Genomic DNA, 22,796 nt, shown 5'->3' on the forward strand with positions numbered 1-22,796 from the left:
CGTGACAAGTTCCGCAACGCATCTCTTCCGCCTCGCGCGCTGGGGCGTAACGCTGGCGCGCCGCCGGGCGCTGGTGGGGATCGAGAATGATCCCAACGCGCCCGCAACGCTGCGCCGTATGGTGCGGCTGGCGCGGCTCGCCACGCTAACCGGTAAACGCGGCACGCCCGATTATGCCGGAGCGTTCCGCGCCATCGGCCCGGCGGCGATCAAGCTGGGGCAAAGCCTCGCCACCCGGCCCGATCTGGTGGGCGAGGAAGCGGCGAACAACCTGCTGTCCTTGCAAGACAGCCTGCCGCCGGTGCCGTTTGCCGACATCAAGGCGGCGATTGAGGGCAGCTTTGGTCAGCCGATTGACAAGCTGTTCGCGGAAATCGACCCCGAACCGGTCGGCGCGGCGTCGATCGCGCAGGTGCACAAGGGCATCACCACCGATGGCCGCAAGGTCGCGATCAAGGTGCTGCGCCCCGGCATCCGCGAGAAATTCGCGCGCGACATCCAGACCTATGAATGGGCCGCCGCGCATCTTGAAGCGATGGGCGGCGGGGAGGCCGAGCGTCTGCGCCCGCGCCTGACTATCGCCAATTTCAAACGCTGGACCAATTCCGAACTCGATCTGCGGCGCGAGGCCGCCTCTGCCAGCGAGCTTGCCGAACAGATGGCGGGCGTGCCCGGTTATCGCATTCCCGGCATCGACTGGGATCGCACCAATGGCCGGGTGCTGACGATCGAATGGATCGACGGGATCAAGATCAGCCGGGTCGATGAATTGCGCGCGCGCGGGCACGATCTTTCCGCGCTGTCGGAAAAACTGGTCATCAGTTTTCTGACGCAGGCGATCAGCGCCGGATTTTTCCATGCCGATATGCATCAGGGCAACCTGTTCGTCGAGGATGACGGCACTATCGCCGCGATTGATTTCGGGATCATGGGCCGGATCGACCGGCGCGCGCGGCAATGGCTGGCAGAGATTCTCTACGGCCTGACCACGGGCAATTACCGGCGGGTCGCAGAAATCCATTTCGAGGCGCAATATGTGCCGAGTTATCATTCGGTCGGTGAATTCGCCACGGCTCTGCGCGCGGTGGGTGAACCGATGCGCGGCAAGCCGGTAAAGGAACTCAGCGTCGGCCAGATGCTCGACGGATTGTTCGCGATCACCCGTGATTTCGATATGCAGACCCAGCCGCACCTGCTGCTGCTGCAAAAAACGATGGTGATGGTCGAAGGCATCGCCACGCAGCTGAACCCCGATATCAATATGTGGGACACCGCCGCGCCTTACGTGCGCAGCTGGATTCGCGACGAGTTGGGGCCGGAGGCCGCACTGGCAGACCGGCTGAAACAGGATACCGAGACATTGTTCCGCCTGCCCGGCCTTATCCGGCGGCTGGAGGAAAAATTCCCGCCCAAAGGCGGCGCCCCCGAACCGCCGCCACTGCCTGAAATCCCGCTGCTCACCGACCGCAGCCAAGGCGCGGGCGGAGGCTGGATCGGCTATTTCATCGCCGGGCTGGTCGGCGCAGGCGCGGTATGGGGTGCGACGGTGGCGGGGCTGCTTTAGGGTGAGGGTTTAATCTTCTCGGGCAGCACGCGGCTGCCGATCAGCGCAAGGATCACCGATACGGCCTCCACACCCATGGGCACGAACCACCCGTCATAGGTGCCATCAAACACCACACTGATGCTGCGCCCGGCAAATGCAATCGCCATCAGAGCTGCGGCTACCAGCAGCGCCCCGCCATTGCGTTTCCACGCACCCAGAAGGAACGCTCCGCCCGCAACTGCGAAAAATGCGGTGAGATCCGCCCTGATGCTCGCCATGCCCTGCGGGCCCAATGCGGTGATGCCGAAATCGCCCCCGGCGGTGCCGGGGTTGGTCAAAAACCCGAAACTCATCGAAACAAACAGCACGCCCAACAGGGCGAGCACAATGCGCAATGCAAAAATCATGGATCAATCCCCTTCACGCACCAGCTTATGGCTATCACGCGCTTTATACCAGCGCGTTGAAACAGGCTCATCGCGCTTTGGTATAAGCACAATATTAACCACCGTGGAGCATGACGTTTGCTGGGCTTGGCGTGACTGGGGCAGGGCGCTAGGGAGTGTGTGACGCGCCGGACCAGCGGGGCAACAAGGAGTGTGACGGGAATGGGCGCAGCGGGACCAAAGGTTCTGTTGGTCGTGGGCGGCGGGATCGCGGCCTACAAGGCCTGCGAACTGGTGCGCCTGATCCGCAAGGGTGGCGGCGATGTCACCTGCGTCATCACCAAGGGCGGGCAGCAATTCGTTACCCCGATGGCGCTCGCCGCGCTCAGCGAAAATCAGGTTTACACCAATCTGTTCGACCTCAAGAACGAGGCCGAGATGGGGCATATCCAGCTCAGCCGTGAAGCGGATCTGGTGGTGGTGTGCCCGGCAACGGCTGATCTGCTCGCCAAGATGGCCAGCGGGATTGCCGATGATCTGGCGACCACGTTGATCCTTGCCACCGACAAGCCGGTGATCGCGGTGCCCGCGATGAACGTGCGGATGTGGGAACACGAAGCGACCCAGCGCAATATCGCCGTGCTGAAATCGGCGGGCGTGTCTGTGCTCCACCCCGATGAAGGCCCGATGGCCTGCGGTGAATTCGGCTACGGCCGCCTGCCTGAACCGGGCGCGATCTGGCGTGCGATTGCCGATCATCTCGGCATCGATGTGCCCGCACCCACCGCCCTGCCGCGCCCGGAAATCCCGGTCGAAGCGCTTGAGGGCGATGAAGATGGCGGGGACGATGGCACCGGCGATGCGGCCATGCCTGAGGGCGCGCTCAGCAGCTTCTTTTCGCGGATCATCCCGCGCTCAACCGCCAAGCGCAGTCACGAGGAAATCGAGGCCGAATACGAAGATTTGCCGCCGCTTGATGAAGGCGATCTTCCCCCGCCCGAAGAAGAACCCGCGCCCGAGTTTGCCCCCGATCTGGGCGGCCCGTTGCTGGCGCGGAAGGGGAGCGCTAACGCCGCCCCGCCGATCGACATTGGCGCAATCAACCACGAGGTGGACCCGCGCAAAACCGCCCCCGAACCGATCGCCCCTGCCACGCCCGACGAGATCGAGGCGGTGCTGGGCGAGGTGCCTGAAGGCGCCGATTTCGGCATCGCCGCATCGCACCGCCCGCTGGCGGGTCGCCACGTGCTGGTCACTGCCGGGCCGACCTGGGAAGCGATTGATCCGGTGCGCTATATCGCCAACCGGTCGAGCGGGAAGCAAGGCTTTGCCATTGCCGCCGCCGCCGCCGCTCTGGGCGCGCGGGTGACGCTGGTGGCGGGCCCGGTCGCGTTGAAAACCCCGGCTGGGGTCAAGCGACTGGACGTGGAAAGCGCGCAGGAAATGGCCGAAACGGTCAAGCGGTCGTTGCCTGCCGATGTCGCGGTGATGGTGGCTGCGGTGGCCGATTGGCGGCCCAAGGAATATCGCGGCGAAAAGATCAAGAAGCGCGGATCGGCTCCGCCCGCGCTGATGCTGACCGAAAATCCCGACATCCTGACCAATCTCGCGACCGGTGCCAAACGCCCCGGACTGGTGATCGGCTTTGCTGCTGAAACCGAAAACGTGATCGAAAACGCCAAGCAGAAACGCAAGCGCAAGGTGGCCGACTGGATCGTTGCGAATGATGTTTCGGGTGACGTGATGGGCGGCGACATGAACCGCGTGCATATCGTCAGCGCCGAAGGGGTCGAAACGCTCGACGAAATGCCCAAGAGCGCGGTCGCGATGGCGCTGGCCGAACGCATCGCGGCGGCGTTCCGGGCGGAAGCTGCCGAATGAGTTCACCTGTATTCGTCGAGGTGAAACGCCTGCCCCACGGCGAGGGCCTGCCGCTGCCCGCCTATGCCACATCGGGCGCGGCGGGCATGGATGTGGTCAGCGCCGAGGACGTGGTGATCACGCCCGGCGCGCGCCATGCGGTGGCGACCGGATTGGCAGTCGCAATCCCGCAAGGCTTCGAAATTCAGGTGCGCCCGCGATCAGGGTTGGCGCTCAAACACGGGATTACCGTCCCCAACACCCCCGGCACGATCGATTCTGATTATCGCGGCGAGCTGAAGGTGATCCTGATCAATCTGGGCAACGAAGCCTTCACGATTCAACGCGGCGACCGCGTCGCGCAACTGGTGCTCGCCCCGGTGGTGCAGGCGGCGTGGGACGAGGTCGCCGAACTGGACGCAACAGATCGCGGCGCAGGCGGGTTCGGCTCGACCGGGGGGCACGCCAAGCTGTAATCGGCTCGCCGCAAAAAATCTCACGGCCTGCCGCAAGTCTATTGTCAATCAATTCAATTGAATTATCTCTCCTGCTGTCGGACCATACGTATGGACGGTCGTTTACGCCCTAACAGGAGCAGGAAATGACCCACAACTTTGAACTCGACGCTGACCGGCTCGGTGACGATCCGCTAATCCTCATTATCCCGGGTCTTGGTAACAGCAACGAACACCATTGGCAGTCCTATTGGGAAGCAAAAATCCCGGATTGCGAGCGCGTTGATCTCGGGATGTGGGACGATCCTCATCGCAACACCTGGGTCAACAAGATCAATCTCGCGGTTCATCGTGCGCAGCGCCCGGTGATACTTGTGGCGCACAGCCTTGGGTGCCATGCGGTGGCATGGTGGGCGCAATACGAACAGCCTGAACAGGGCAATCCAGTCGTCGGCGCGCTGCTCGTAGCCCCGCCGGATGTCGAGCGCGAAGGTGTCGATGCGCGGCTTGCCCGCTTCGCTCCTGTGCCGCGCCAGACCTTGCCGTTTCCCTCGTTCCTCGCCGCGAGCGAGAATGACCGCTATTGCGCGCTGGGGGTGGCGCGCGGGTTTGCGACCGATTGGAGATCGAGCTTCGCCTATGCTGGCTCCATCGGCCATATCAATGCGGATTCCGGAATCGACGACTGGGCCTTTGGGCAGGTATTGCTGGCCCAGTTGTTTCGCGAGCATCGCAATCGCCACAGCGCGTCGCGCGGCACCGGAGCAGGGCAAGTGCGACGTGCCCACTCGCGTTTTACGCGCCTGCCGCGGGCTCACAGTGCGCAGCGCAGCGATCACCACGCCGAACGCTGATTCCCGCGCGTCGGCGCAGGACAACAAAAAAGGCGGCGCCGATCTCCCGGTGCCGCCTGTTTGTCCCCTTTCAGGGAATTATTATCAGTAGCCGCCGCTATCATCCGGGGCGGGGCGCACGGTCTTTTCGTCATCCTTGATGGTAATCCGCACAACCTCACCCGAAGAACCGGGAAAATCGGTAAACATTGCATCCACCAGATTGGGGACGAGGTTGGGCAGGCGGTTTGACCGCGATACGGCTTCGGCCTTACCTTCGAACAGGCGCTGACCATCGGCAGTGCGATCAATCTTCACGTCGATCCCGCTGGTGTAAACTGTGTAGCTGCGCACCCCGCCTCCACCGAGATAGGGATCGTACAGGCCATACGCATAGCCGCGATGATGACCGAACCCGCCAAAGCCACCAAACCGACCGAAGCCGCCATAGCCGCCATAGCCGCCGTAACCACCATAGCCGCCATAGTCGGAACGAACGCGTTCTCGCCCGTTATCCACCCCGTAATCGAAGCGTACCAGCATATTGGCGGTTTCAGGGGAAGATGCACGGTTGTAACCGATGCGCTCCAGTTCTTTCGCGACCATATCGGCATAGAGCGAGAATTCGAGTCCGCCAGCCAGCTTGGGGTCTTCCGCGACCACGGCAAAGGTCTGCCCTTGCGGCGCAGGTAATGGCACCGCGAAACGCGATACCTCCGCCTTGAACGGGGTGGCACAGGCCGACACGCCGAGCACAAGGGCAAGCGGCAGGCCGAGGCGGGCGAGAGATTTGATCGAGGACATAGCGGTCATAATGACACAACCCTTGTATTGGCGCCAGTGCGACAACGGCATTGGTGCTTGAACGCGATATCATATCTTTAAGTCATGAACGGCGATTGAACATTGGCCGTGCACACGCCTCGCTTCGTCGCGGTGCGCGAGCAATATCAGTGCCGCACCAGCCCCAAGGCGCGGTAGGCTGCGCTCAGCGTCGGCGCTCCGCGTTCGCGCGCCTTGGCCGCCCCGCGCGCAAGGATTGCGTCCAAGGCTTCGCGGTCGTCTTTCAACGCCACGAATCGTTCGCGAATCGGGCCGAGCGTTGCGACCAGCAAATCCGCCAGCGCGGGCTTGAAACCGCCGAAACCCTGTCCGCCATATTGGCTGAGCACCTGCGCCGCCGATTGCCCTGACAGCGCTGCATAGATGCCAACCAGATTGCGCGCCTCTGGCCGGTCAGCCAGCCCGGCTTCTTCGCTGGGCAGCGGTTCGGGATCGGTTTTCGCCTTCTTCACCTTTTGCGCCATCGTGTCGGCATCATCCGACAGGTTGATGCGGCTCATGTCGGACGGGTCAGACTTCGACATCTTGGCACTGCCATCGCGCAAGCTCATGATCCGCGCGGCTTCGGCGGGGATGATCGGATCGGGCAGGGTGAAGATCGGCGCGTCCTCCGTCCCGAAATCATTGTTGAATTTTTGCGCAATGTCGCGGGCGAGTTCGAGATGCTGTTTCTGATCCTCGCCCACCGGCACGTGGGTCGCCTGATACAGCAGTACGTCGGCGGCTTGCAGCACGGGATAGGTGAACAGCGCCACCGATTGCCCCTCACGGTTCTTGCCGGCCTTGTCCTTCCACTGGGTCATGCGGTTCAACCAGCCCATGCGGGCGGTGCCGCTCAGCAGCCATTGCAGTTCGGGGTGGGCGGGAACCTGCGCCTGATTGAACAGGATCGTCTTGTCGGGATCAAGTCCGCAAGCAACCAGCGTGGCAACCAGTTCGAGCGTTGAAGCAGCGAGATCAGCCGGATCGTGCGGCATCGAAATCGCGTGCAGATCAGCGATGAAAATCAGGCACTCACCCCCGGCGGCATGGGCGTCATCCTGCAACTTCACGTAATTGCGGATCGCGCCGAGATAATTGCCAAGGTGGGGCTTGCCCGTGGGCTGGATGCCGGAAACGACGCGCATGATTTGTCCTGCTTTGTTAGTTCTGGCGGCGCATTAGGCGCTGCACCGTCGCCTTGTCGAGTACGCCGAGCACCACGGTGCCTGCGCCATAGGTGACGCCCGCCGTCGCCATGATCGCGCCAATTGCCAGCAGGCGCATTGTGAAGGGGCCGTCAAGCCACAGGGTAATCACCGGCATCAATGCCATCAGCGCCGCCCCCATCAGCGCTGAGGCGAGCGCGATTCGTGCGATCCGGCCAAACACCCGCGCGGGCAGGCGGAAAAACCCGCGCCGCGCCAGAATCCCGCCGAGCAGAATGATATTGACCCACGCCCCCGCCGCCCCCGCCAGCGCCAGACCGACCACGCCAAAAATCGGCACCAACGCGATATTCAACCCCACCGTCACCACCAGCGAAGCGGCGGCGGTATAAACCGGGGTGCGGGTATCCTTGCGCGCGAAGAAATTGGGGGTCAGCACCTTGACCAGCACATAGGCGGGCAGGCCGACAACCAGCGCCGAAACGACCATGCCGGTTACGCGCGCGTCCTCAGCGGTAAAGGCTTGGCCCTGCATGAACGCCTTGACGAAGGCAAACCCGGTAAAGAACAGCGCCACCGCGCACGGCAGGGTCAACAGCATGGCGAGTTCGACCGCGTTGGCTTGCAGGCGCACCGCCTCGTCATCCTCGGCCTTGGAGATGTAGCGGGACAGCGCGGGCAGGATCGCTGTGCCCAGCGCGATGCCGATGATGCCCAGCGGCAACTGATTCCAGCGATCAGCCATCGCCATGTAGGTGAGGCTGCCATCGGGAAGCCCGCGAATGAAGAACAGATCGATGAAGCGGCTGATCTGATACACCCCCGCGCCAAACACCGCCGGCACGATCAGCACGCCCATTTCCTTGACCCGCGCGGTGATCCGCGGACGCCCCCTCGGGATGCGGAAGCCCGCGCGGCGCATGAACCAATAAAGCCAGCCGAGTTGCAGCAGCCCGCTCACTGAAACTGCAATCGCCAGCCCGATCCCGGTCGCCGCGCGCGCGGCCTCTCCCGGTGTCTGAAACGCGCCCCACACCAGCGCGGCCAGGAGGCAGATATTCAGCAGGATCGGTGCGGCGGCAGCAGCGGCAAAGCGCGATAGCGAGTTGAGGATTGCCGCCACCAGCGTCGCCATGCTCATGAACATCAGGTAGGGAAACGCGATCCGGCCCATCATCACCGCCAGATCATAGTTTGCCTCATTGCCGCGCAGTTCGGCATTGGCAAAGGCCCAGAGAACCCACGGCATCGCCAGCATCATCACCGCGCCGAACAGCACAAGAATCGGCAGCAGCACCGCGAGCACCTCGCCCGCAAAGCGCCGCGCCTCGCTCTCGTCAGCGGCCATGTGGCGGTTGAACAACGGCACGAATGCGGATGCGAAGGCACCTTCGGCAAACAGGCGGCGGAACAGGTTGGGCAGCTGGAACGCCAGCTGCCACGCATCCGCCACCCCCCCCGCGCCGAGCACGCGGGCAAGCATGATGTCGCGGGCAAAGCCGAACACCCGGCTGACCATGGTCAGCCCGCCAATGGTGCCGACGTTCTTCAGCAGGCTCATCGCGAGTGCCCGCCGACGCCAGAAATCAGGAGTTGCCGCTGACGGGGGCGATCGGGGTGCCTCCGGCGGCTTCTTCAGCCCGGCGTGCCGCCAATTGCTGCATATAGAGGCCGTTGAAATCGACCGGATCGACCATCAGCGGCGGGAACCCGGCATCGCGCACTGCATCGGCCACTACCCGGCGGGCGAAGGGGAACAGCAGGCGCGGGGCTTCGGCATAAAGGAAGGCGTGGGCCTGTTCCTCAGGCACGTTGCGCATGCCGACAAGGCCGCAATAGGCCAGATCGATCATGTACATAGTGCCGCGAGTCGATGCGGCGGTCAGCGTCAGCTTCAAAGTGACTTCATGAACATCGGCGCTCACCGATTCGGCGGCGATGTTGAATTGCACATCGATCTGCGGCGGCTCATTCCACTGGAACACGTCGGGCGCGGCAGGGTTTTCAACCGACAGGTCTTTCACATACTGGGTGATGATCCCGACCGCAGGCAGGGTATCGGCGCCATTGGGCTTGGGATCGCTGCCCGCACCAGCGTTGGCATTGTCCAGATCGGTGAGCACGCCTTCTTCGTCGGCCATTGGATATTGTGTCTTTCAATTTAAGTAACAGGAATTGCGTCTGACACACCGTTTCCGTGCGCCAAACACGGCTTGCCGCGCGCCTAGCAGGGGCGCGGCGCGCTCGCAACAGGGTGCAGAATGACATCGCAAACTGCACGACTCCCGCCCGGTCGGCAACGGATTGGCTGTTGGCTATTTGTAATCGATCCCCATTTAGGGCTAAAGTGGAAGTTCATGGACGTTTGCGTGTCATAAGGTGTGCGCGTCCGGTTCGCAGATCGGATTGTTACAGTGCTTGAAATCGTTCTCCTCGCCATGGTCGCCGCGTTTCTCGGCCTTCGCCTCTATTCGGTGCTTGGACGCCGGGCGGAGCATGAAGAGGAATCCGTGCCACAGCGCTTCGATGCGGATGATAAGCCCGCTGGCGTTGTCCACCCTGCTACTGCGGCGGCTGTTGCCGCCCCGCGCGCGCCCGAACTTGAAGGCGTGATGCCTGCGGTCGAACGGGGCCTTCGCGAAATCGCTGCTGCGGACAATACATTCAATCTTGGCCAATTCCTCGAAGGCGCACGCGGTGCCTACCAGATGGTGCTCGAAGCGTTCTGGCAGGGCGACCGCGAAACGCTGCGCGAATTGTGCGACGATGATGTTTATGCGGGCTTCGTCGCCGCGCTTGATGCGCGCGAAGCGGCGGGCGAAACGCTCGACAATACACTGATCCGGATTGAGGAAACCCGCATCCATTCAGCCTCGCTTGATGGCCGGATGGCGCGGATTGCGCTGCTGTTCGTGGCCGATGTGGCCGCCATCACCCGCGACAAGGACGGCAATGTCATCGCAGGGTCGCTCGACGATGCGATTGAAAGCCGCGACGTGTGGACGTTCGCGCGCAACACCGCAGCGCGCGATCCCAACTGGGTGCTCGACGAAACCGACGAGGGTTGATCGCAAGGCGGCCTGGCACCGCCTGATCGTGCCCCCCCCGCTTGATCGTTCAAGGAGCCTGAAATGCGGTCGGTGCTGGCACTTATAACGCTGCTTTTCGTTGCGGCGTGCGGGCGCATTATCCCGAATGGCAGCGTGCCGCCGCCAGTGGTTGCAGCCCCCCCAGTCGCAGCCCCCGCAGTCGCGCCGGTGACGGCGAATGCCCTGCTTGCCGGGATCGCGCTTGGCCCGGCGGTTGCTGCGCTTCCGGTCAATGACCGCGATGCGCAAGGGGCGCTTTCCAGCTTTATCGAATCCTGCCCGCGGCTGCTGACGCGTGACGATGCCAGCGGATTGACTCTTGTGGGCGATTGGCGTCGGCCCTGCGATGCGGCGCGCGGCTGGGCTCCGGCGCGTGCGCGGCAATTCTTCGCAGAACAATTCACCCCGGTGCAGGTCGGCGACGGCCGCGCGTTCGCCACCGGCTATTTCGAGCCTGAGATCGCAGGTAGCCGCACCCGCCGCGAAGGCTTCACCGTGCCGGTTTACGCAATGCCGCCCGATCTGGTGCGCGCATGGCCCGATGATGTCCCCGCTGCCGAACGCACGGGCCGCGCGCCGCTGGGCCGCTATGACGAACAGGGCCGGTTCGTGCTCTATTACGACCGCGCGGCGATCGAGGACGGGGCGCTCAATGGCGTGGCTCCGATCATCGCGTGGGCGGCTGATCCGGTCGAATTCTTCTTCCTCCAGATTCAAGGCTCGGGCCGATTGCGCACCCCCGAAGGTGAGGTGATCCGCATCGGCTATGCCGGGCAGAACGGGCGCGAATATGTCGGCATTGGCGGGGTAATGCGGGAACGCGGCCTGCTGGGTGAAGGGCCGGGCAAGTATTCCGGATCAATGCAGGGCATCATGGCCTATATCCGCGACAACCCGCGCGAAGGGCGCGATCTGATGCGGCTCAACAAAAGTTGGATTTTCTTCTCGGAATTGCGCGGGGATGGCCCCTTGGGCGCGCTGGGTGTGCCGGTGCGGCGGGAAAACTCGGTCGCGGCTGACCCCGCCTTTGTGCCGCTGGGCGCGCCGGTATGGCTGGAACTGGACCGGGTGGAGGCAAACGGCTTGTGGGTCGCGCAGGACACCGGCGGCGCGATCAAGGGCGCGAACCGATTCGACACCTTCTGGGGTGCGGGCGATGACGCGCGGGCGATCGCCGGCGGAATGAGCGGGCGCGGACGGGCCTATGTGCTGCTTCCGCGTGGAGCAGCAGCGCGACTCGGCGCAGGTCAATGACGCGGCTGCTGCGCGGGCTGACCACTGGCGAACAGGCCGCCTGGGCGCATCTTGCCGCAAGCGTCACCCCGATGTCGGGGCGTGAACAGCCTAATCCTCCCCAATCCAAGGAGGCGGGCCGCCCGGTGAAATCCGTGCTGCCTAACGCCCCTCCCTTGAGCGAGGGGCCGGGGGAGGGTGCGCGACGGCCGAAGATGGCGCGGCCCGTCCCCTCCCAAACACCGCCTCAAGTGGCGGGTGACAAAGCAGGGGCAGGCCTCGATTCGCACTGGGATCGGCGGATGAAGGGCGGGCGGCTTGATCCCGATCTGACCCTCGATCTGCACGATTGCACGCTCGATGCCGCTTATGACAGGATCATGGCCGGGCTGGATCAGGCGCGGATGATGAACGCGCGGGTAGTGCTGGTGATTGCCGGGCGCGAACGGCCGGTCGATCCGGCTGACCGGATGGTGCGGCGCGGGGCGATCCGGGCGAAACTGCTCGATTGGCTCGCCGCCAGCCGCCACGGCAGTGCGATTAGCGCGGTGCGCAAGGCCCACATCCGTCACGGCGGTGAGGGCGCGCTTTACCTGATCCTGAAACGCTGATGAAAGCGTGACCCCAGGACTTCCATCGCTTTTCCCGGGTCAGGAAAAGTGATGCCGGAGGCGGAGTGAATGTGGACGTCTAATCCAATGAGTTCATACGATTTATATCTATATCTTCGGTGCTGGCTTATCCCACACTGCAAACCACGCAACCTGATCACGCGCAAAGTTCTATCTCCGAAACCAAGCCGGAAATACGCCACCTTGTCCATGAATAGCCTAGCTCAAGATCAAGGCTGACCGCGCTTGTCCGGCAGGCTAACCCTAGGGCTTTGTAACCCGACGCTTGCCGCCCTGGGTCCCAGCTTTCGCTGGGATGACGATTGTGCCACAGCTTACCCCGCATCCCCATCGGCATGGCCCCGGCCGGCCTCGGTCGCCGCTTCCGATCCGCCCGCGCCTTTGCCGCCATGGGCTTCCCACCAATAGGGTTGCCGCGTGGTGGTGCCGGTGCCGACCTCGTTCAACGTCGCGGCGTCATACAACCGCCCGCCGAGCATGACCTGTTCGATATTGTCCGAATGGGAGATGTCAGTGCTGGGATCATCTGACAGGATCACGAGGTCCGCGAGCTTGCCCACCTCGATGCTGCCAATGTCCTTGGCCATGCCGAGTGATTGCGCCGAGGTGATGGTGCCTGCCTTCAGCGCCTCCACCGCGCTCATCCCGCCGCGTGCGAAGCTCCACAATTCCCAATGCGCGCCGATGCCTGCCTGCTGGCCATGCGCACCGATGCTGACCTTCACCCCGCGCTGCGCCAGTTTGCGCGCCTCGCGGGCGTTGTTGTCGTCGACGAAAGCCCATTCAGGGGCCTTCACCCGGCGACCATTTTCCGCGAGCAGCGCCTTGGGCGGGGTGTGGATCATCAGCGGGTGATCGAACACATCCATCGCTTGGCGCCAATAGGGATCGCCCGCCAGCCCACCATAAGTGACCACCAGCGTGGGCGTGTAATTGCTGTTCGACTGGCCGAAGAACTGCAACACGTCTTCGTAGAACACATCCACCGGCACATTGTGTTCAAGGGTCGAATTGCCATCGGCAACGAGGTTCATGTCCATCCCGAACAGCGATCCACCCTCGGCCACCACCAGCATATTCTCGGCCGCCGCCGCGCGCGCGACCATCTGGCGCTGTTCGCGGCGCGGCTGGTTGTAATTCTTGACCGAGATGCCGCCCTGCGCCTTGATCCGGCGCACGTGGGCCAGCGCATCGTCAAAGCTGTCGATCCGGGCATAGACGCCGGGCGCCTTGGCGCCGTAAATAATCTCCCCGGTCGAGAAGATGCGCGGGGCCAGCGTCAGTCCGGCGCGCTGGCGTTCGGCAGCGGCGAACACCGTGCTCGCCTGGCTCGACGGGTTGTGCACGGTGGTGACGCCCATCGCCAGATCCTGCAACAGCGTCCAGTTCTGCTGCGGGATCAGATCGCCAACCCCGTAAGGCCCGTGAGCATGGGCATCGACCAGACCCGGCATGATGGTCTTGCCGCTGGCGTCAATCATCCGCGTGCCTTCGGGAAACGCCATCTTGACCACGGTGGCATCGTGCACGTCGGTGATGCGGTCGCCTTCGATCACGATCATGCCATTTTCGATGACGCCCGCATCATCCGCGCCAAGGCCAGCCTTCATCGTGAGCACCCGCGCGCCGGTGATGACGGTGGTGCCGGTTGGCTTGGCCTTTTGCACCGTCACGCCCATCGCAATGCCGGTGGTCGGCGGGGTGAAGGGTTTGGCCGTATCGCCATCCGCCTTGGGCGCGGCGGCGAAGAAATCGCTGACCTGCGCGCTTTGCAGGCTCGGCCCGATCGACCAGAACAAAGTCGCGCCGCCATTGGCCCAGCCGAGATAATCCGCGCCTCCGGTGCTGACCTTGGTGACGGGCAGCGGGCCGCCCTTTTCGCTGACATCGACCGGCTTGCCGCCGGGGATCAGCGGCATCGCAAACACCTCGTAATTCTGGCGGAAAGCGATGGTGCGGCCATCGGGCGCGATCCGCATGTCATTGGCGAGTTCGCCCTTGGCGTGGACGCGCTTCGCCTCACCATTGAGGTCGGTCGAAACCAGCGCCAGCTTGCCGCCATCTCTGGCCAGCATGAACAACCGGTCGGCGGTGGTGCCCCATTGCGGGTTGCCGCCGCTACGGCTGACAAGGCGCGGCTGCCCGCCGCTGACCGGCATCACATAGATCCCGGCGTTCTCGGAAAAATCGGGCGCGGTCAGGTATCCGCCTTCGCGCTTTTCGAAGGCGATCATGCTGCCATCGGGCGAGAAGGCGATATTGCCAAAATGCCCTGGCCCGGTCAGCGCCCGGCGGTTCTGCCCATTGGCATCGGCGAGGATGATCTCGCCCAAGCTGGCATCGTTCCAGCGCACATAGGCAAGGCTGCTGCCGTCGCGGCTGAACGCGGGGAAGGCTTCGAGCGCTTCCGCCGGGTCGCCGGTCAACGGTGCGGGCGCATCACGCCCGCGCGCGGATTTGCTGTGCAGCCGCCCAAGGCTTTCAAACACCACGCGGCTGCCGTCGGGTGACAGTGTGGCAAAGCGCGGCATGGTGGTGGTGAAGCTATCGGGCGCAACGTCGATCACCGGATGCGGCGCATCGGCCACCCCGCGCGTGTCGTTGACCATGAAGGGGATCACCGCATGACCGCTCCCGTCGCGGGCCACACGGTTGAGTTTCCCGCCCGCCCAGAACACGATCCCGCTGCTATCGGGCAGCCAGTCAATATTGGGATAGACCCCGGTGACTGCCCAGGTTTCCTGCACGTCCATGTCCAGCTGGCCGTAGATCATCCGTTCACGCCCGCTGGCGAGGTCTTTGATCCATAGCTGGCTCTGATCCTTGTCGCGCCGGACGAAGGCGAGTTCCGTGCCATCGGGCGAAGGCGCAGGCCGCACCGCGCCGCCATAGCCGCTGACGGCGGTGGTCACTTCTCCGGTGGCGAGATCATGGCGTTCGATCGCGAAGATACCGCTTTGCGAATCCTGCGCGTATTCGAAGATGTTCCCGCCCGTGGTGTTGCGGGTGTAGTAGATTGCGCTGCCATCGGGTGCGAACACCGGCTCGCCCAATTCCTTCTGCAAGGCCTCGTTCGCGCGTTCGACCACCTGCACCCCGCCGCCGCCGCTAACGTGGTAGAGCCAGATTTCACCGGTGCCGAGCGACCGCCCGGTAGTGAAATGCTTTTTCGCAGCAATAAACCGTCCGTCGGGCGACCATGCGGGCTGGTTGAGAAGGCGGAAATCCTCCTTCGTCACCTGCCGCTTGTCGCTGCCATCGGCGTTCATCACCCAGATATTGTCCCCGCCGCCGCGATCCGAGGTGAAGGCGATGCGCGTGCCATCGGGGGAGAAGCGCGGGTGCACGTCCCACGCAAGGCCATCAGCAATCCGCTTGGGCGTGCCGCCCGAAATCGGCATGGTGTAAATGTCACCGAGCAGCGTGAAGGCCAGCGTCTGCCCGTCGGGCGACACGTCGACATCCATCCATGTGCCTTCGTCGGTGCGGATCGGCACTTGCTTGATGGTGGCACCCTTGGGTGCTTCAACGCTCCAGCTTGCTTCGGCCTTCGGAGCTTTCTTGCTCTGAGCCGCAAGCGGAGTGGCAATGCAGGCGGCCCCGGCGAGCAGGGCGGCGGCGATATGGCGCATGAAAATGTCTCCTCTGTTGGAGGGGAGACTAGCGGCGCGAAAGAATATTGCTAGGGCGTTTGCGAGTCCCCGCGCAGGCGGGGACCTCATTCAACCATGCACCATACATCACGAGGCCCCCGCCTGCGCGGGGACTCGCGGGAGGGTTAAGAATACATCCCCCGCTTCGGCCCGAGATAGCCAAACAGATACGCCCCCACCTTGCGCATCTGGATCTCCTCAGACCCTTCGGTGATTCGATAGCGGCGGTGGTGGCGATAAATGTGTTCGAACGGCTTGTGGCGCGAATAGCCGATGCCGCCGTGCACCTGCATCGCGCGGTCCGCCGCCTCGCACACCAGCCGGTTCGCCCAGTAATTGCACATCGATACCTTGTCGCTGATCGTGCGTTCGATCTGTTCGTGGGGCATGTTGTCCATCTCCCACGCGGTCTTGAAGATCAGCAGCCGCAGCATTTCAGCCTGCGTCGCCAGCTCCACCAGCGGGAACTGAATCGCCTGATTGCGCGCCAGCTCCTCACCGAAGGGCTTGCGCGCGCGGGCGTATTTCACGCTTTCGTCGATGCAATACAGCGCCGCGCCGCAGCTCGACGCCGCCTGCCGGATGCGGTTCTGGTGGACGAAGCTTTGCGCCAGCGCGAGGCCGCGGCCCTCGACGCCGATAATTGCGCTGTCGGGCACCCAGACATTGGTGACGCTGAGGCGCGGGTGATCGGTGGGCATATTGAACGTCCACATCCACTCCTCGATTTCGAGGCCGGGGGTGGGATTGGGGACGAGGAAGCAGGTGATCCCGCTCGCATCCCCCGCTTGGCCGGAAGTGCGCGCAAACATCGCGCAGTGGGTGGCGACGTGCATCCCGGTGATCCACATTTTCTCGCCATCGATCCGCCAGCCATCCACGCCGTCGCGGGCTTCCCGCACCGCCACGGTTTCCATGTGGGTGGCGTCGGAGCCATGGTTCGCTTCGGTCAGACCAAAAGCCACGCGGCGGGTGCGTTCAAAGCCTCCGGTGATGAATTCGGCTTTCTGTTCTTCGGTTCCCCACTGGTCGAACATGGCGACGAAGGGGAAGTTGCCGACGATCGAGTGTTCGTTCTGCAAGTCATTGTGCAGGCCGAGGCCATGGCGCGCAAAATGTTCGCGGATCACTGCCATCCAGAGGTTGCTGCCATCCCTCCCGCCGTAACGCTTGGGCGCGGAGAAGCGCCAATGGCCCGCCTTGTCGGCACGGCGGGTGGCTTCCTTGAGCAGTTCCTCCCACTCGTGCCGGGGCAGCCCGCCCGCTTCAAAGTCCGTCCGCGCATATTCACGGCGGTGGTCGAAGAAGCGGATGTTGTCGTCCTGCTGCTCCAGCGGCTTGATCTCGGCCGCGATGAAGGCGTCGAGTTCATCGAGATAGGCTTGCAGGTCGGCGGGGATGGCGAAGTCCATTAGTTCTCTCCTAGCCACTTCTTTTGGGCGACCGCGAGCGCGGGATATTTAGGGCTATCGACCTCGATCAATTCCAGAGCATCGAAGCGAAGCTTGGCCAGCACGCCCTTGGTCTCGAGGGTGTCATCGCCGGACAGGAAATACTCGGACATGTCTCGCGGATCGACGCCGGAGTATTCAATGTCCATTTCACGCGCGACGATGCCGAGTGCGTTGCGAGCGACCGCCAGTTGGAAACGGTCATGCCCCTCCATGCGGTGCTTCACGCTACCGAGCCATTCGGAGACCGCAGTCACTAGCTCTGCAATCGTCGCATCGCCCTGAGGGGGCAGCGTCCGAGCACGTGTCCTGAATGGCTTTGTGACCTCACGCGCCCGCTCCGCTTCCGGCGCATCCTCCTCCAGCAGCAGCAGCAGATCGAGTTCCTGCTCGCTCGTCCGGCGCGAGATTACCACGCGTTCGAGCATCCGGTCCGCGCCGCTGCGCCATTGCGCCGCCATCTTGAGGCAGCCGAGCGCCCACCACACGGTGCGGTAGATCGTCCAGAAGCGAAAGCGGGCGGGGTCAACTTGGGCGCCGCTCTCGGCTTCGTAAGCGGCGATGTAATCCTCAAGGCTCCCCAGCCCCAGCGCCGGGCGGTCATACCGGGCAAAGCGCCACACCGCCATGCAGCCAAAGGCCAAGTCCTCGTGGCGGTCGCCGAAATGGGCGATTTCCCAGTCGAGCACCCCCGTGAGCGTCGATCCTTCCACCAGCAGATTGCCCATCCGGTAATCGCCGTGGTTGAGGACAGGCTCGACGGGCGGCGGGCAATTGTCCTCCAGCCACTTGAGGCCGAGCGCAATGATCGGGCGATCCCCGCCTGCCTCGATGAACTGCGCCTTGAGGTCGGCTATGCCTGCGCGGGTGTCCATCACCGGCACGCCGTCCGGCACGACCGCTGGCCGCAAGCGATGGATGCGCGCCAGATCGCGCGCCGCCTGCCGCAGCAAGTCTTTCGGATCGTCGCAGCCAAGGATCACCTTGGGATCAGCCGTCCCCGGCAAAGCGCGCATGATGAAGCCCGAACCAAGGCCGTCTGCCGGCTCCAGCACTGCCACCACTTCCGGCGCGGTCACGCCCGCTAACCGCGCCGCCTCGATCAACGCCGCCTCGGTCGAATGCCCATAAGGCCGCCCCTCCATGAAGGCGAGGCTGGGCGCGCGGCGCAGCACGTAGGCGCTGTCGTCCGCCACAAACCGCCAGCTTTCCATCACCGCCCCGCCGGTGAGCCGCTGCGGCTCCAACAACAAAGCGCCGAGCCCAGCGCGGGCACAGACCCGCGCCAGCCCGGCGCTCAGTTCGTCCGGTGACATACCCATGGCGTTACGCGGGGATTTTGTCCTTCTTCACAGTAATAACCTGCGAATAGGTGAACTCCTTCAGGCCTTCCTTGCCATATTCGGCGCCAAAGCCGGACTGCTTGTGCCCGCCGAACGGTGCGAAGGGCGAAAGGTGAAGGTATTCGTTGACCCACACTGTCCCGGTTTCGAGCTGTTCGGCAATTTCAACGCCCTTGTCCGGGTTGCCGGTCCACACTGCGCCAGCCAGTCCGTATTCGGACGCATTGGCGCGTGCGATGACTTCTTCTTCGGTCGAGAACTTCATCAACGGCATCACCGGGCCGAACTGTTCCTCGGCCACGATCCGCGCGTCTTCGGGCGGGTTGTCGATGATGGTCAGCGGTACGAAGTAGCCAGTGCCGGACGGATCGACATTCCCGCCGAGCAGGAACTTGTAGCCATTGTCCTTGGCATCCTCGATCAGCTCAACCACGCGATCAAACTGCTTCTTGTTCTGGATCGGGCCGACGCCCGTGCCCTGCTGCGCGCCATCACCCACGGTCACGGTCTTGGCATATTCGACAATCGCCGCCGAAAGCTCGTCATAGATATCCTCGTGGATATAGACGCGCTTGGCCGCGACGCAGATCTGGCCGGCGTTGGAAAAGCTCGACCAGAACAGCTGCTCGGCCACCTTCTTGGGATCGGCATCGGGCAGCACGATTGACGCGTCATTGCCGCCGAGTTCCAGCGTGATGCGTTTGAGGTCGGCGCTCGCGCCTTCCATGATCTTCTTGCCGGTCGCGGTTGATCCGGTGAAGGTGATCTTGTCGATATCGGGGTGCGAGGTCATCAACGGGCCGAGCGAATCTTCACCCGTGATGATGTTGACCACGCCCGCAGGCACCTTGTCCGCGATCAGTTCAGCGATGCGCAGGGTGGTGAGCGGGGTGAAGGGCGAAGGCTTGAGCACAATCGTGCAGCCCGACAGCATTGCGGGCGCGATTTTCTGGATCGCCATCATCACCGGGAAGTTCCACGGCACAATGCCCGCAACCACGCCCACCGGCACGCGGCGGGTGCGGCTGAGGCGTGCCTCGCTGTCTTCGTTGATCTCGTCGTCAAGCGACAGCGTCGATTGCGCCGCGCTCATCCCCGCAGCGCCGTAGATTTCGCCCTTGGCCTGATCGTGCGGCTTGCCCTGCTCAGCTGTCAGCAGGCGATAGAGTTCCTCGGCATTTTCCTTGATCGCGCCGGAAATCGCCATGATCGCGGCGCGGCGTTCTTCGATCGGGGTATTCTTCCACGTCTTGAACGCGGCGCGCGCGGCGGCAACCGCTTGGTCAAGCTCGGCCTGGCCGCAGGCGGGCACCTGCCCGATCACCTGTTCGGTAGCCGGGTTGACCACATCGAGCATCCGGTCGGTTGCGACCATCTTGCCGCCGATAAGGTTCTTATACTGGGTGACCATGATTGTTCCTCTCTCGTCCTATCAGGGAGTCGTTTTTCGCAGGCTCAAGGTGGTGCGTTGCGTTGCAAAATGCAATCGCTGCTTTGCCAATTGGCCTAGGCGGCTGGGCCAAGCCGGGCGCTTGGCGATTGCGCTATTGCGGGCGGGGCTTATGGAAGGCCGCAAACATGCCTTCAAGGAGAGCCTCATGAGTGATTCCCGTCCCGATCTGGTCGTCTATGGCAGCCCGGTTTCGCCGTTTGTGCGCAAGGTTGCGGCTGTTTGCATTGAAAAGGGCGTGGATTACGAGGTTGAAGCGGTCAACGTGTTCGACCCGCCGCAGTGGTTCATGGATATCTCGCCGATGAAGCGCATTCCGGTGCTGCGCGATCGTTCTGTGGCCGAAGAAGGGGTCGCGGGCACGATCGCGGATTCAAGCGCGATCTGCGCGATGATCGAACGCAAGCATCCTGATCCCGCGCTTTATCCGGACGCGCCGATGGCTTTGGGCGAGGCATTGTTCATCGAAGAATATGCCGACACCTCGTTGGCAATGGCGGGCGGAATGGGCATTTTTCGACCGATCTTCTTCGCGGTGAGCAAAGGGCAGGAGCCCGATCTCGAAAAGGCGCGCGATACCTGGGCCAATCAACTGCCGCCGATTTTCGACGTGCTCGAAGCCCGGCTGGACGGGCGCGAATTTTTCGCGGGCAACGCGCTGTCGATTGCCGACATTACCGTGGCGACCGTGCTGATGCAGGTTTCACTGGTTGCGGAAACGCCGCTGAACAAGTGGCCCGCGCTCGCCGCGCATTTTGCCGCGATGCAGGCCCGTCCTTCGATTGCCGGGCCTTACGCCGCAGCGGAAAAGATGATCCGCAAGGCCTTGCCGACCCGCTTCGACCTGACCTAAGCCCACCCTAGGTCTAGCAAAGGACAGGCAGCAGGCATGGCCAGCGAATGGTGCATCGGGATCATCGGCGGATCGGGCCTCTATGCCATGGACGGCATCGAGGACGCGCAGTGGATTGCGATTGATACGCCGTGGGGGGAACCATCGGACGAGATTCTGTGCGGGCGGATTGGCGAGGTGAAGGTGCGCTTTCTCCCCCGCCACGGTCGTGGGCACCCGATTTCGCCGACCGAACTCAATTCACGCGCCAATATCGATGCGCTGAAGCGGGCGGGCTGCACTGATATTCTGGCGGTGTCCGCAGTTGGCAGCCTGCGTGAAGAACTGGAGCCGGGGCGCTTCGCCGTGGTTGAACAATTTATCGACCGGACGGTGCACCGCCCCAGCACCTTTTACACCAGCGGGTTCGTCACCCACGTGTCGATGGCCGATCCGGTCTGCCCGCGCCTGTCAGAAATGGCGGCGAAGGCCGTTGCCAAGGCCAAAGGCAAGGTCGCGGTCGGCGCGACCTATCTCGCCATCGAAGGCCCGCAGTTTTCCACCCGCGCCGAAAGCCGGATGTACCGCCAATGGGGTGCCGACGTGATCGGCATGACCGCGATGCCCGAAGCCAAACTCGCGCGGGAGGCTGAACTGCCCTATGCTCTGGTCGGCATGATTACCGATTATGATTGCTGGCGAGACGGAGAGGCTGTTGATGTTGCGCAAGTTGTTGCGCAAATGCAGGCGAACGGCGCGCTCGCCCATGCGATGGTGAAGAATTTCATCGCAGCCCTGCCGAAAAAGCGTGCGGCCTCCCCAATCGACACCGCTTTGGACGACGCGATCATTACCGCGCCTGACGAACACGATCCCGCAGTCATGGTGAAGCTTGACGCGGTGGCCGGTCGGCTGTTCCGTTAGCGCAGGAGGCCACTTTCTCAGTGACGATGCTGCAAGCATGCTGCTCTATCTGATCTTGCACCGATCCAAGATGGAGTGGGGAATGCCGCCACGTGAGTGGCCGATGGCCAAGGCCCAGTTCGCCGGGCTGTTCGCTGAACGCTTTATCAAGGCCATGACGGCGAAAAGTTCAACCGCCCTCCCGCACGCTAATACCAGCGCGCTAAGAGGCCGACGCATCACGCGCTGAACATGCTCAGGCGCCGAACTTTGGTATAAATTCCTGACAGTTCCCGATCGCCTGCCCCATCCGCACTGGATCGCCTGCCTTCAGCCCTTCCAGCCAAGCGACACGACCGGGTTCGAACAATAGCACTACGGTTGAGCCGAGGTAGAACCGCCCCATCTCGTCGCCCGCTGCCAGATCGACCGCGCCGCTTGCAAAATCCTCGCGCACCACGTCGCGCCCGTGGCCTGCGAAGCGGTGCGGCCATACGGTGTCGATCCCGGCGACGATCAGCGCGCCGACCATGATGCTTGCAAACGCGCCGCCCGGCCCGTTAAACAGGCAGGCGAGCCGTTCATTGCGCGCGAACAGCCGGTCAACGCCCTCGGCAGTCTGCTGGTTCACCGAGAACAGATCGCCGGGAATGTAGGAGCTCGATTGCAGCGCGCCCGCGGCGGGCATGTGCACGCGGTGGTAATCGCGGGGGGAAAGATAGATGGTGATGAATTGCCCGCCGTCGAACCGGCGCGCGGCATCGGCACCGTGGCCGAGGATTTCTGCGGTTGTGAAATCGCGTTCCTTGGCCTGAAAGATCCGCCCATCGGTGATCGTGCCCAGCTGGCTCACCGCGCCGTCCGCAGGGCTGAGGATGAACGCCTCTGCGTCGGCCAGCTCCCGCGTGCCGGGCTTCAATTCGCGGGTGAAGAAATCGTTGAAGCTGGCAAATTCGCCAATCGCGCGCGCGGCCTCGGCCATGTCGACATCATAGGCGGCGACAAAGCGGCGGATCAGCCGATTCTTGATCCACGCCCGCTCGCTTGACGCCAGCGCGCCTGCCAATCGCGACAGCGCGTGTTGCGGGAGGGCGTGCTGGAGCAGGATGAAGGGTGAGGGCATAGTGTCCCGCCCTAAT

Annotated in this window: 19 protein-coding genes and 1 pseudogene; 10 read left to right on the forward strand and 10 right to left on the reverse strand. The window is 63.4% G+C overall.

Translation table 11 applies throughout. The features are described from left to right. Position 1 precedes the first annotated feature (1 nt). Positions 2-1,564 (forward strand): 2-polyprenylphenol 6-hydroxylase, encoded by a 1,563-nt coding sequence (ubiB, locus tag ACSSV3_RS11240; protein WP_354325471.1) that lies wholly within the window; start codon positions 2-4, stop codon positions 1,562-1,564. Here the strand turns inward: ubiB and ACSSV3_RS11245 are convergent. Beyond that, entirely contained in the window at positions 1,561-1,953 is a 393-nt protein-coding gene (locus ACSSV3_RS11245; RefSeq protein WP_354325472.1) for a DUF4345 family protein, read from the reverse strand. The two genes, ubiB and ACSSV3_RS11245, sit on opposite strands and share 4 nt — an antisense overlap. Before the next feature lie 201 nt (positions 1,954-2,154). Between ACSSV3_RS11245 and ACSSV3_RS11250 the strand changes: the two genes are divergently transcribed. The 3 genes from ACSSV3_RS11250 to ACSSV3_RS11260 all read left to right on the forward strand — a co-directional run bounded on the left by ACSSV3_RS11250 (position 2,155) and on the right by ACSSV3_RS11260 (position 5,101). Then, positions 2,155-3,813, forward strand: coding sequence for a bifunctional phosphopantothenoylcysteine decarboxylase/phosphopantothenate synthase (locus ACSSV3_RS11250; protein WP_354325474.1), 1,659 nt, complete (start codon positions 2,155-2,157; stop codon positions 3,811-3,813). Further along, positions 3,810-4,268 carry a dUTP diphosphatase gene (dut, locus tag ACSSV3_RS11255; protein WP_354325475.1) on the forward strand — a complete coding sequence of 153 codons (459 nt, stop codon included), beginning with the start codon at positions 3,810-3,812 and terminating at the stop codon, positions 4,266-4,268. Before ACSSV3_RS11250 ends, dut begins: the two co-directional genes overlap by 4 nt. A gap of 125 nt (positions 4,269-4,393) precedes the next feature. Then, a complete protein-coding gene (locus ACSSV3_RS11260) occupies positions 4,394-5,101 on the forward strand; it encodes an RBBP9/YdeN family alpha/beta hydrolase (protein ID WP_354325477.1) in 708 nt (235 codons plus the stop codon). A gap of 84 nt (positions 5,102-5,185) precedes the next feature. Here ACSSV3_RS11260 and ACSSV3_RS11265 read toward each other — a convergent pair whose 3' ends face one another. The 4 genes from ACSSV3_RS11265 to secB form a co-directional block, all read right to left on the reverse strand. Further along, positions 5,186-5,893 (reverse strand): DUF4136 domain-containing protein, encoded by a 708-nt coding sequence (locus ACSSV3_RS11265; RefSeq protein WP_454184807.1) that lies wholly within the window; start codon positions 5,891-5,893, stop codon positions 5,186-5,188. A gap of 137 nt (positions 5,894-6,030) precedes the next feature. Next, entirely contained in the window at positions 6,031-7,050 is a 1,020-nt protein-coding gene (trpS, locus tag ACSSV3_RS11270) for a tryptophan--tRNA ligase (protein ID WP_354325478.1), read from the reverse strand. Positions 7,051-7,066: 16 nt separating this feature from the next. Then, on the reverse strand, positions 7,067-8,632 hold the full coding sequence (murJ, locus tag ACSSV3_RS11275) for a murein biosynthesis integral membrane protein MurJ (RefSeq protein WP_354325479.1): 1,566 nt from the start codon (positions 8,630-8,632) through the stop codon (positions 7,067-7,069). A 25-nt stretch (positions 8,633-8,657) separates the two neighbouring features. After that, a complete protein-coding gene (secB, locus tag ACSSV3_RS11280; protein ID WP_354325481.1) occupies positions 8,658-9,212 on the reverse strand; it encodes a protein-export chaperone SecB in 555 nt (184 codons plus the stop codon). 297 nt (positions 9,213-9,509) lie between these two features. On the opposite strand from secB, the gene ACSSV3_RS11285 reads away from it, so the two are divergent. The 3 genes from ACSSV3_RS11285 to ACSSV3_RS11295 all read left to right on the forward strand — a co-directional run bounded on the left by ACSSV3_RS11285 (position 9,510) and on the right by ACSSV3_RS11295 (position 12,004). Beyond that, positions 9,510-10,139, forward strand: coding sequence for a Tim44/TimA family putative adaptor protein (locus ACSSV3_RS11285; protein ID WP_454184811.1), 630 nt, complete (start codon positions 9,510-9,512; stop codon positions 10,137-10,139). Positions 10,140-10,202: 63 nt separating this feature from the next. Continuing rightward, positions 10,203-11,414 carry a murein transglycosylase A gene (mltA, locus tag ACSSV3_RS11290; protein ID WP_354325484.1) on the forward strand — a complete coding sequence of 404 codons (1,212 nt, stop codon included), beginning with the start codon at positions 10,203-10,205 and terminating at the stop codon, positions 11,412-11,414. After that, the gene (locus ACSSV3_RS11295) at positions 11,411-12,004 is read left to right on the forward strand and encodes a Smr/MutS family protein (RefSeq protein ID WP_354325485.1); all 594 of its coding nucleotides are present in this window, start codon (positions 11,411-11,413) and stop codon (positions 12,002-12,004) included. Before mltA ends, ACSSV3_RS11295 begins: the two co-directional genes overlap by 4 nt. A 335-nt stretch (positions 12,005-12,339) precedes the next feature. On the opposite strand, the gene ACSSV3_RS11300 is transcribed toward ACSSV3_RS11295, so the two are convergent. From ACSSV3_RS11300 to ACSSV3_RS11315, 4 genes are all read right to left on the reverse strand, one after another. After that, a complete protein-coding gene (locus ACSSV3_RS11300; protein WP_354325486.1) occupies positions 12,340-15,657 on the reverse strand; it encodes an amidohydrolase family protein in 3,318 nt (1,105 codons plus the stop codon). A gap of 146 nt (positions 15,658-15,803) precedes the next feature. Continuing rightward, a complete protein-coding gene (locus ACSSV3_RS11305; RefSeq protein ID WP_354325488.1) occupies positions 15,804-17,090 on the reverse strand; it encodes an acyl-CoA dehydrogenase family protein in 1,287 nt (428 codons plus the stop codon). Continuing rightward, positions 17,090-18,445 (reverse strand): phosphotransferase, encoded by a 1,356-nt coding sequence (locus ACSSV3_RS11310; protein WP_454184808.1) that lies wholly within the window; start codon positions 18,443-18,445, stop codon positions 17,090-17,092. Before ACSSV3_RS11310 ends, ACSSV3_RS11305 begins: the two co-directional genes overlap by 1 nt. Before the next feature lie 10 nt (positions 18,446-18,455). Beyond that, positions 18,456-19,883, reverse strand: a complete 1,428-nt coding sequence (locus tag ACSSV3_RS11315; RefSeq protein ID WP_354325492.1) for an aldehyde dehydrogenase family protein — start codon at positions 19,881-19,883, stop codon at positions 18,456-18,458. Positions 19,884-20,070: 187 nt separating this feature from the next. Here ACSSV3_RS11315 and ACSSV3_RS11320 point away from each other — a divergent pair, with 187 nt between their 5' ends. From ACSSV3_RS11320 to ACSSV3_RS11330, 3 genes and pseudogenes are all read left to right on the forward strand, one after another. Beyond that, entirely contained in the window at positions 20,071-20,775 is a 705-nt protein-coding gene (locus tag ACSSV3_RS11320; RefSeq protein WP_354325494.1) for a glutathione S-transferase family protein, read from the forward strand. A 36-nt stretch (positions 20,776-20,811) separates the two neighbouring features. Continuing rightward, the gene (gene mtnP / locus ACSSV3_RS11325; RefSeq protein ID WP_354325496.1) at positions 20,812-21,678 is read left to right on the forward strand and encodes an S-methyl-5'-thioadenosine phosphorylase; all 867 of its coding nucleotides are present in this window, start codon (positions 20,812-20,814) and stop codon (positions 21,676-21,678) included. Next, positions 21,671-21,841: pseudogene (locus ACSSV3_RS11330) on the forward strand (IS256 family transposase); the annotation flags it as partial. The gene mtnP and the pseudogene ACSSV3_RS11330, both read left to right, overlap by 8 nt. Before the next feature lie 72 nt (positions 21,842-21,913). Here ACSSV3_RS11330 and asd read toward each other — a convergent pair. Next, positions 21,914-22,780: an archaetidylserine decarboxylase gene (gene asd, locus ACSSV3_RS11335; protein ID WP_354325498.1), complete on the reverse strand. Its 867-nt coding sequence runs from the start codon at positions 22,778-22,780 to the stop codon at positions 21,914-21,916. Positions 22,781-22,796: the final 16 nt, after the last annotated feature.

The sequence above is a fragment of the Porphyrobacter sp. MBR-49 genome (genome assembly GCF_053628655.1).

What these genes read in the sequence shown, in the direction of transcription:
- ACSSV3_RS11245 (WP_354325472.1), bottom strand. Translation starts at nt 1,953, where the DNA reads ATGATTTTTGCATTGCGCATTGTGCTCGCCCTGTTGGGCGTGCTGTTT.
- ACSSV3_RS11250 (WP_354325474.1), top strand. Translation starts at nt 2,155, where the DNA reads ATGGGCGCAGCGGGACCAAAGGTTCTGTTGGTCGTGGGCGGCGGGATC.
- dut (WP_354325475.1), top strand. Translation starts at nt 3,810, where the DNA reads ATGAGTTCACCTGTATTCGTCGAGGTGAAACGCCTGCCCCACGGCGAG.
- ACSSV3_RS11260 (WP_354325477.1), top strand. Translation starts at nt 4,394, where the DNA reads ATGACCCACAACTTTGAACTCGACGCTGACCGGCTCGGTGACGATCCG.
- ACSSV3_RS11265 (WP_454184807.1), bottom strand. Translation starts at nt 5,893, where the DNA reads ATGACCGCTATGTCCTCGATCAAATCTCTCGCCCGCCTCGGCCTGCCG.
- trpS (WP_354325478.1), bottom strand. Translation starts at nt 7,050, where the DNA reads ATGCGCGTCGTTTCCGGCATCCAGCCCACGGGCAAGCCCCACCTTGGC.
- murJ (WP_354325479.1), bottom strand. Translation starts at nt 8,632, where the DNA reads ATGAGCCTGCTGAAGAACGTCGGCACCATTGGCGGGCTGACCATGGTC.
- secB (WP_354325481.1), bottom strand. Translation starts at nt 9,212, where the DNA reads ATGGCCGACGAAGAAGGCGTGCTCACCGATCTGGACAATGCCAACGCT.
- ACSSV3_RS11285 (WP_454184811.1), top strand. Translation starts at nt 9,510, where the DNA reads ATGGTCGCCGCGTTTCTCGGCCTTCGCCTCTATTCGGTGCTTGGACGC.
- mltA (WP_354325484.1), top strand. Translation starts at nt 10,203, where the DNA reads ATGCGGTCGGTGCTGGCACTTATAACGCTGCTTTTCGTTGCGGCGTGC.
- ACSSV3_RS11295 (WP_354325485.1), top strand. Translation starts at nt 11,411, where the DNA reads ATGACGCGGCTGCTGCGCGGGCTGACCACTGGCGAACAGGCCGCCTGG.
- ACSSV3_RS11300 (WP_354325486.1), bottom strand. Translation starts at nt 15,657, where the DNA reads ATGCGCCATATCGCCGCCGCCCTGCTCGCCGGGGCCGCCTGCATTGCC.
- ACSSV3_RS11305 (WP_354325488.1), bottom strand. Translation starts at nt 17,090, where the DNA reads ATGGACTTCGCCATCCCCGCCGACCTGCAAGCCTATCTCGATGAACTC.
- ACSSV3_RS11310 (WP_454184808.1), bottom strand. Translation starts at nt 18,445, where the DNA reads ATGTCACCGGACGAACTGAGCGCCGGGCTGGCGCGGGTCTGTGCCCGC.
- ACSSV3_RS11315 (WP_354325492.1), bottom strand. Translation starts at nt 19,883, where the DNA reads ATGGTCACCCAGTATAAGAACCTTATCGGCGGCAAGATGGTCGCAACC.
- ACSSV3_RS11320 (WP_354325494.1), top strand. Translation starts at nt 20,071, where the DNA reads ATGAGTGATTCCCGTCCCGATCTGGTCGTCTATGGCAGCCCGGTTTCG.
- mtnP (WP_354325496.1), top strand. Translation starts at nt 20,812, where the DNA reads ATGGCCAGCGAATGGTGCATCGGGATCATCGGCGGATCGGGCCTCTAT.
- asd (WP_354325498.1), bottom strand. Translation starts at nt 22,780, where the DNA reads ATGCCCTCACCCTTCATCCTGCTCCAGCACGCCCTCCCGCAACACGCG.